Annotated in this window: 8 protein-coding genes; 5 read left to right on the top strand and 3 right to left on the bottom strand. The window is 41.0% G+C overall.

Annotated features, from left to right (window positions below; translation table 11 throughout):
• Positions 1-260, top strand: a 260-nt coding sequence (locus DCC81_RS25245; RefSeq protein WP_133177810.1) for an integrase core domain-containing protein, incomplete at its 5' end; no start/stop codon positions are given.
• Between the two features lie 39 nt (positions 261-299).
• Here DCC81_RS25245 and DCC81_RS25240 read toward each other — a convergent pair.
• Positions 300-563: a hypothetical protein gene (locus DCC81_RS25240; RefSeq protein ID WP_108689551.1), complete on the bottom strand. Its 264-nt coding sequence runs from the start codon at positions 561-563 to the stop codon at positions 300-302.
• A 358-nt stretch (positions 564-921) separates the two neighbouring features.
• Between DCC81_RS25240 and DCC81_RS25235 the strand changes: the two genes are divergently transcribed.
• The gene (locus DCC81_RS25235; protein ID WP_108689550.1) at positions 922-1,341 is read left to right on the top strand and encodes a DUF4262 domain-containing protein; all 420 of its coding nucleotides are present in this window, start codon (positions 922-924) and stop codon (positions 1,339-1,341) included.
• Positions 1,342-1,482: 141 nt separating this feature from the next.
• Here DCC81_RS25235 and DCC81_RS25230 read toward each other — a convergent pair whose 3' ends face one another.
• Together DCC81_RS25230 and DCC81_RS26115 are read right to left on the bottom strand one after the other, a co-directional pair.
• The gene (locus DCC81_RS25230; protein WP_165806740.1) at positions 1,483-2,868 is read right to left on the bottom strand and encodes a TolC family protein; all 1,386 of its coding nucleotides are present in this window, start codon (positions 2,866-2,868) and stop codon (positions 1,483-1,485) included.
• Positions 2,869-3,003: 135 nt separating this feature from the next.
• Positions 3,004-3,360: a LytR/AlgR family response regulator transcription factor gene (locus tag DCC81_RS26115; protein ID WP_108689548.1), complete on the bottom strand. Its 357-nt coding sequence runs from the start codon at positions 3,358-3,360 to the stop codon at positions 3,004-3,006.
• 446 nt (positions 3,361-3,806) lie between these two features.
• Here DCC81_RS26115 and DCC81_RS25220 point away from each other — a divergent pair, with 446 nt between their 5' ends.
• From DCC81_RS25220 to DCC81_RS25205, 3 genes are all read left to right on the top strand, one after another.
• On the top strand, positions 3,807-4,874 hold the full coding sequence (locus DCC81_RS25220; RefSeq protein WP_108689547.1) for a DUF1573 domain-containing protein: 1,068 nt from the start codon (positions 3,807-3,809) through the stop codon (positions 4,872-4,874).
• 787 nt (positions 4,875-5,661) lie between these two features.
• Positions 5,662-6,900, top strand: coding sequence for a 6-bladed beta-propeller (locus tag DCC81_RS25210; protein WP_108689545.1), 1,239 nt, complete (start codon positions 5,662-5,664; stop codon positions 6,898-6,900).
• 2 nt (positions 6,901-6,902) lie between these two features.
• Positions 6,903-7,526, top strand: a complete 624-nt coding sequence (locus DCC81_RS25205) for a hypothetical protein (protein WP_133177809.1) — start codon at positions 6,903-6,905, stop codon at positions 7,524-7,526.
• The last annotated feature ends 16 nt before the right edge of the window (positions 7,527-7,542 follow it).

The raw sequence follows: 7,542 nt of genomic DNA, 5'->3' as shown, positions 1-7,542 counted from the left end.
AAAACGGCTATATGGAGCGCTTCAACCGCAGCTTCAGGACAGAGGTGTTGGATGCATATTGTTTTACCCGGCTCAAGGATGCGCAAACAATGGCGTATGCATGGATGTGGGTCTATAACAACGAGCGTCCTCATAGCGCCCTCGGGTACCGGCCGCCAGTGGCCTTCCTTGAGGAACGTCGGAAGGGCGTAGCCCTGAAGACGTTCCTCAAGGACCAAAGATTTGAATGGAAAGATTTAGTTTTGAATGTTACTAACTGAGGGAAGCTTTCAGATAGACACTAGGGAGCTGGCCAAAGCCTATCTTTTGGAAGCCTTTGGATAGCCCGCCAAACCGATAGTAAAAACGGCAATCGCCAGCACATTGCCAGCTCTTTCAATCTTTGAGCCTTCTGGCACCCATCCGTGCCCTGAAGGAGGGGCCGGCATTGCTATTGCGAGGCTTTGTGTAATCTGCTCTTTCTGAGCGTCCCTTTTCTGATCTGTTTTTTGACAGGAAAGCATAACGGCAAAGGCGATACTGAACACCAGCAGCCCGGGCCACAGCCATAATATTGATTTCATAGCACATTTTTTACTCCGGGAAATATTGCCCGTTGCTCAAAATTGACGGTAGCATGCTCTTTTACTACTACTTTTATGATAGGTAATAAATTATCCTTCAGCCCTCTACAAAAGATACATGCGGTGAAAGTAAGCGCTAACGCCACTTTGGTCGCTTTGAGAGTAACAAATAGCGCGACCTTGCAGCTGAATAAACTACCGGCTTCATAATCTGCTTTCTGGATACAAAAAAGCCGCCCTTGACAAGGCGGCCGGAGTATTTCATTGTTTGTTAACCCATCGCTAAGATAGATGAAATATTAATTACGTGCGTTCCTAACAAGCCTTGCTATCTTTGGCATATAATACATAACGTGGTATGAGTATCCCGTTTTTTGATGACGCCCTTACGAAACAGGAAAACTGGCAACAGGAAATATTACGAGAATACGGATGGTATGTCCATTTTGTTCCTAATGACGAGATGTTTCCCAATCATATCAACTTCCACACACATGGGCTGGAAGAATCTTTTAATCACCCGGACCTGCAGATGTGCTTTCCGCTCGATACGAAGATTGCCCATGGCATTTTTAGTGACGCGGTTACGTTTATCAGGGAAGGAAAAAGTTTCCGGACAGGCGTTAAATACACCGGTGTTATTGAGGGGGACCTCTCAGTGGAATTCATTGAAGCCAAGGAAGGTGGCAGGACGGTACTACGGATGATCTTTCCCAATAGGGAAGGTACCTATGAAGGGCAGATTTTTGCAGCTCAATTTGAAGGCTCCGGCGATTAACGGTATTCGAATATGGTCAGCAAGCCCTCTCCCTGATATTGCTTTGGACTTTCATCAAAACCCTTTTCCTTCCCTTCTTTTCTCCTGAATTTCGCTTTTCAATTTAAGCCCATGATTGTGGTGAACTTAAGCGCAGGGGGGTTATTGTTGCGCCACGATGTTTTTTAAATGTAAAAAATCGAATAGTGTAAGTTTTCTAATAGTGTAGTAAAGTGACCAATAAACATGAAGATTGCCCAAATAGTCAATCTCCGCACGATCTTTTTCCTGTTGAGCATTGTTGTATTCGGTGTAGGTGATGCTACCTAATGCGTATTTATCTTTTGATAATTGATAACGTTGCTCCGCGATAGATCTTGCCTCGCTTGCCAGTATCATTTGTTCCTGCTGTTTCTCCCATTGCGCAACTTCGTAAACGATGTCCTCCTCGTTTGCAGTCCTTTCCTGTTCTATATTATTCAACTCCAGCGAAAGATTTGCTTCAGCCATTTTAATATTTGATGCATTGACGCCCCAGTCCAATATTGGAATGCTTAAACCAATGCTTAAAGATTGGTTCCTCAGTGGATCTGTGTAAGCGTACTTAATAGCACTTCCAGTTTGGGTGAGCCCAACGTTCGCATTCACATTAATCGCCGGCGAGCGTTGAGCTTTCATCCTGACTACAGTTTGCTTTGCTTCTAGTTCCCGTCGTCGAAATGCATAATTATATCCACGATTTATTGCTGCTTTCTCCAGTGCCTGCCTGATGTCAACTTTAAAGAAAGCGATACTATCAGGGGGAGTAGGGATAATGTAAATATTTCTATCCATATTTAAATAACGTGCAAAACGCCGTTCCACGTCATCAAGTGTCAATTGGGAATTTGTATAGGATCGTTGTGCATTTAATAAACTCAATTTTGCCTGCAGTACATCGTTTAATTGCATTGTCCCAATATCGTATCTGCTTTTAGTGATCTTTAACAATGTATCATTATTGGCAAGGTTCTCTTGATCAAGCCTCAATTGTAATACCGCTTGTAATAGCTCGAAATACCTGTCAACGGTTGTGCAGGAAATTGATTCGATATCCTCCTGGTACTGATGTTTTGCTTCCTGATATGTTACTGGCTGGATGCGCCTCTGCCATTTATATTCGTTGTAGAACAGATTGTTTTGATAATAGCTAAATGAAAAGGGGGCGGACGTATATGCTTTACTGCTGTATGCGCCAAAATTATCGATTCGTTGCAAAGATGAGGATAGGGATATTTGCCCACCTGTAAGGCCCAGTTGCTGCGTCAAATTTATACCTAACTGAGAGCTGGCGACATTTTGTCCTACAAATTCATATTTCCCATCCGGTAACGTGATCATTGTAATTGTTCTATAATAGTTAGGCAACGCACCACTGAGATTTAGCTTGGGTAAAAAGCCAGCCTGATATGATTTAAAATTCCAGTATGCAGATTGGACGATATAATGAGCTTTATTGTAATCAAGAGATTTACTTGTGGCTTGTTGAATGGCTTCCTCAAGATGCATATTTATTCTTGACTGTGAAAATAGTGGGGATACGAAAGATAGCATCAGGTACATAATGCTAGCCAGCCATTTTGAGCAGTAGTGCATATTGGTCAAGGGATTGAACAGATAAATTAAATAACGGTACACGAAAAATTAAGAATTTAGATCTTCAACGACTTCGATTCCTTCGTCAATTATGAGGCTAGAGAGCTGTTTCACTGAAATCGTATATGGAATAGAATGCTGGTTGGCAACTGATATTATTTTCAATTTCCGGTCAATGCAGCTGATGAAGTTTCTGTTCACCAGAAATGATTGGCTGATGCGAATAAATTGTTTGTCTTTTATATGCCGCTCTAATGTCGATAGTGATTTAGTTACTGTAAAGTTCCTTCCGTCATCCAAATAGATGTGGGTATAACAGTTGTCAGATTTTAAAAACATTATGGAGTTGTACTCAATGACAAAGATTTTGTGTTGATGGGGTACTAGTATCTTTGAAAAAGTCATCGTGAAAGTGGGTTTATGTAAAAGGGTAATAGATCAACTATTAAACTACCCGGCTAATCTTTTATCATCCAATTGACGATTTGATTGGAAGCCTACGGGAAGATTAAGTTGAAGAAGCATTAAACAAGTTCGTTTTGGGTGAAACCGGGCTTCAAACGATATAAATCTTACATCAAGATAAAAATACTTCTTGAAATAAAATATATGAACTAAAAAATAAATTGAAAAAAAAGGTAAGTGAAAACGCTAAGATTTTTTGCATTTTCTTCTTTACAGGTCGCTTTGTTGATTACATGCCATTGTTAATAGCGCATAAATCGAAAATTCTTTGTAAAAAGGGCTGAATTCTTTTTCAGGCCCCCATTTGGCTAAAAGTAGCATTCGAAAATTATGAAGTATGGCTAGGAAATCTAATTTTGAAAAGCCCAAACCAATATTACCTAGCCATGAAACTACTCTTTCATTCCTTGTATTTTTCCCTAACGCTACTGCTTTTGATGTCCTGTGGATCAAAGAAGGTTCACTATATGGAAGGCAGTTTGACTGATGTATTCTTGAAGGCCCGTAAGCAAGGAAAGAAAGTGTTCATCCTTGTGGCCGACACCTCCTGTAGGCGATGCAAAGCCTTTTCTGCGAAGCTGGACGCCGAGGAGTCTAGCCGTTCGGCGTTAAACAGGGATTACCTCTGCTATAAAGCATACACTAATGACCCCGCTACGAGAGATATTGCGCAAATCCTGAAATGCCGAGGTATTCCATGCCCTTATTTTTTTAATGCAGATGGTTCGCTTATCACGTTTGGATATCCTAATTCTCCTGTATTTGATGCCTCACATACTGAAAGAATTTCATTCGATCCTAAAAAATTCATGGAGTTCTACCGTATTAATGCAACAATAGAGGAGTATAAAAGAATGGTGTACTACTCGCTGAATGCCTACCTTCTTATGCAGGAGGCATTGAATGAAAACAAACCTATGGATAGTGCATATGCGCTAGCGAATCGTTCCATTCAGATAAAGGGATATCTGTATAATTATTACTTAGCCTTTAAAATGGCTAGTAAAATGGGGCTTGATAAAGATGCAGACCGAGATTTGGAAGGGCTCGCCAGTTATTATTCCGCTGCGGACTATTCCCTTTACGGCCCACTAATGAAGAGTATCGGAGCTCCAGAAACGGCATTCGCAAAAGACCCTTTTCAGGATGGGGTAGGCCTCTATTTCAAGAATACAATAGTCGTACAGAATGTAAAAGCGGGCCGCGACCTTGAGTTTACTTTCCCTTTCCAGAATCTTGGAGCCAGTACTGTTAAGGTTAATGATGCAGAACACCCTTGTAGCTGTATTAAGTTAGATTGGACACGGACACCGGTTGCAGTAGAGGACACCGGAAGTATAAGAGGTGTTTTTCATGCAGAAGGGATGGGGCATTTTTCCAAGGAGATTTATGTTCACTTGGACTCCAAAGATCATCCCATGCTAATCCTGACATTAGAAGGGGACATTATCTAAACTTAGGTTCCGGTTTCAATTGTTGAAGTTAACTTCTGGCGGCGACGAAACACATTTCTTTCTTGATTACAGTGCTATTTTGGAGCGTTGATAATGACTATTAACGTTATCGCACTAGCCGCAGGAGCTCCTCAATGGCTTGCCGCCTCTGTAGGTGCTTCTGATATCCTGCTACTTATGTTGTTGCCGAGTGTCGGACTTTGTTGATATATTTCTCATTCATGCCTTTTTTTTAATCTCAAATTTTCATTTATGAAAAAGACAATTGCAAGGAGCGCTTTCCTGTTGGTAAGCTTGCTATTAATGACATTGAGTTTTAGTCCTTCTAAGGCTCAGGATGCACAACTTTACGAACAATGCGGCGGTGCTGACTGGTTAGGTCCCACTAGCTGCGCCTCAGGGCTTGTGTGCACTGTAGTAAACGCCTACTATATGCAATGCCTTTCAGGCGCGAGTACTGGTTGCCCAAGTCATGGCTGCGATGCCGGAGGCTGTGGTGCCTCTCAGTGTAACTATAAGTCCATAACTGTCGCTGGCTCTGGAGGCGTAGAGGTTGGTGTTACCGCAAACACGGGTTATTATGCTTGTTGCTGGAATGACTTCGTGGACGGCGCACAGGCAAAATGTTACCCCAACAGCTGCTGCTCACACTAGGTACAGCCGGGGCTGGCTAAAAGGATTGAAGATAGCTTTAGGAATCGTTTAAATGAGATATTGCTCTCATTGCTTACGGAAAAAGGAGATCTTTTTAGCCAGCCCTTTTTAAAAATGATGATAAATTTTGGAAATGAACAAAATGTATTTAGTTGCGATTTTGTTGTCCCTGAGCTGCTGCAGGCAAAAGGCTAAAAAAATACAACCTGTGAGTGGATTTCAATACGAAACTATTTCAGATAATCCGGACATGAGGACGATACAAGCGGATAAAATAAATGATAGCATTCTCTTGTCTTCACTAATAAGTGGTTTCGATTTCATAAAATTGGATACACGCAATGATAAAACTCTTTTTGGGGAAATAACTGATCTGAAGGTCACGGATCAACAGTATGTTGTTTTTGATAAACTATCTTCTTCTGTATTAGCTTACGATAAGGCTGGGAGGTATCTTTTTTCCATATCTGCTGGAGAAAAGGATTCTCTAAATATTAGTTCTATAGATGGTATAGATACCTACGACAGTACCCTATATGTGTACAATGGGAAAGCCAAAGAAATCCTTTGTTTCGACATGTCGGGCCACTTCCTAGCTAAACGCAGTCTGGATCATATTTTTCAAGATTTTTCTGTAATAAATAATAAGGAAGATTTATTACTTAACACAAATAAACTCATTAACTACGTCAACGAGGAGGGGATGATTTTGCATGACTGTACTAACCTGTATCTTGTTGAAAGCAGAGGTAAAGATAATGCTAAATTAAACTTCACTAAACGTTACTTTCCCTTTGATGAGCGAGTTTATCCCAACGGGTCCATGAGGGTGTATATCAATCATCCGTTTTCTCACTTCGCCCATACCACGTATTATACCATTCCCCTTGGCGATACAATTTACAGCATATTTAATAACGGTAAGTTGCTACCGGCTTACCACATTGATTTTCGTGAAAAGAAAAGCAGCTTCGTCTTTGGGGAGCATAACGGACAAGAAGTGGTTGAATATTTAAAGAAAAATCCGGAAGGTGCTTACATGGTGTCCAATTTCTTCGAAACGGCGAACTGGGTCCATTTTTCATATATGTACAATAGCCAACAATACACTGGACTGTACTCAAAACAGTCTCAAAAGGTGATTTCAGGCAAGATAGTAAATGACATCTTTGGGGTAAATTTTACTTTTTTTGGAAGTGACCAGAATGCAATGATAGGAACTATCAAGCCATTTCAGGTCAAACAGCTAGCCAAAAGAGTATCTGAGCTTAGAATCGCGCCGTCAACAGGAGAGCATCTTGTCGCACTCGCTAATAAACTAAGAGATATCGATAACGAGATTATTGTTCGTTGCAAATTAAATTCGTTCTGAAAGTGAAGAAAAGAATCCTCCTACTGCTGCTCCTGGCGTCTATTTTTGGTAATGTTTTCTTGCTGTTTATACCTGTGAATGCCTCTTCTGGAGCTTCCGAACAAGGTGTTTTGACTCAACAAAACCGCAAAAGCTATAATGATTCCGTTGTAATCAGATCGCTCCGAATAAATGCCATTGAGCAATTCAAGAACGAAGGTGTAATAATTAGGCACGAACTTTCAACTTCCTCCGGGAAAGCATTGGATATCGGAAAAATCGTGTCTCAGAAAGGGCAATTGTTGGTATTCCAGTTTGACCGGAATGCCTGCTCCGCCTGCATCGAGAACGAGATGAGTAACTTAAATGACCTTGGGAATGTCAATCCATATGCAATTCTTATTGTGGCAACTTCTTTTGACAATGACATACAGGCCAAATTATATCTGGATCGTTTCAAAATCCCATTTAGATTTATCGCTGTCAACAAAGAGAACTTCCCCTTTACAACAGTTCCACATCTGATACCCTGTTACTTCATGCTAGACCAGACACTCAGGACAAGTAGGTTCTTTATTCCGGATAAAAACAATAACGACTTGACGAATCGATATCTGAAGTTGACGACCGAACCTAGACAAGAATAATACCAACCCAACAAAA

Origin of the sequence: Chitinophaga parva (assembly GCF_003071345.1) — a bacterium.
Classification (GTDB): Bacteria; Bacteroidota; Bacteroidia; order Chitinophagales; family Chitinophagaceae; genus Chitinophaga; species Chitinophaga parva.
The sequence above is the reverse complement of the archived record's forward strand: the minus strand, read 5'-3'. Positions and strand labels throughout refer to the sequence as shown.

Coding starts and splice junctions, on each gene's coding strand:
- DCC81_RS25240 (WP_108689551.1), bottom strand. CDS start 563: ATGAAATCAATATTATGGCTGTGGCCCGGGCTGCTGGTGTTCAGTATC.
- DCC81_RS25235 (WP_108689550.1), top strand. CDS start 922: ATGAGTATCCCGTTTTTTGATGACGCCCTTACGAAACAGGAAAACTGG.
- DCC81_RS25210 (WP_108689545.1), top strand. CDS start 5,662: ATGAACAAAATGTATTTAGTTGCGATTTTGTTGTCCCTGAGCTGCTGC.
- DCC81_RS26115 (WP_108689548.1), bottom strand. CDS start 3,360: ATGACTTTTTCAAAGATACTAGTACCCCATCAACACAAAATCTTTGTC.
- DCC81_RS25220 (WP_108689547.1), top strand. CDS start 3,807: ATGAAACTACTCTTTCATTCCTTGTATTTTTCCCTAACGCTACTGCTT.
- DCC81_RS25230 (WP_165806740.1), bottom strand. CDS start 2,868: ATGCATCTTGAGGAAGCCATTCAACAAGCCACAAGTAAATCTCTTGAT.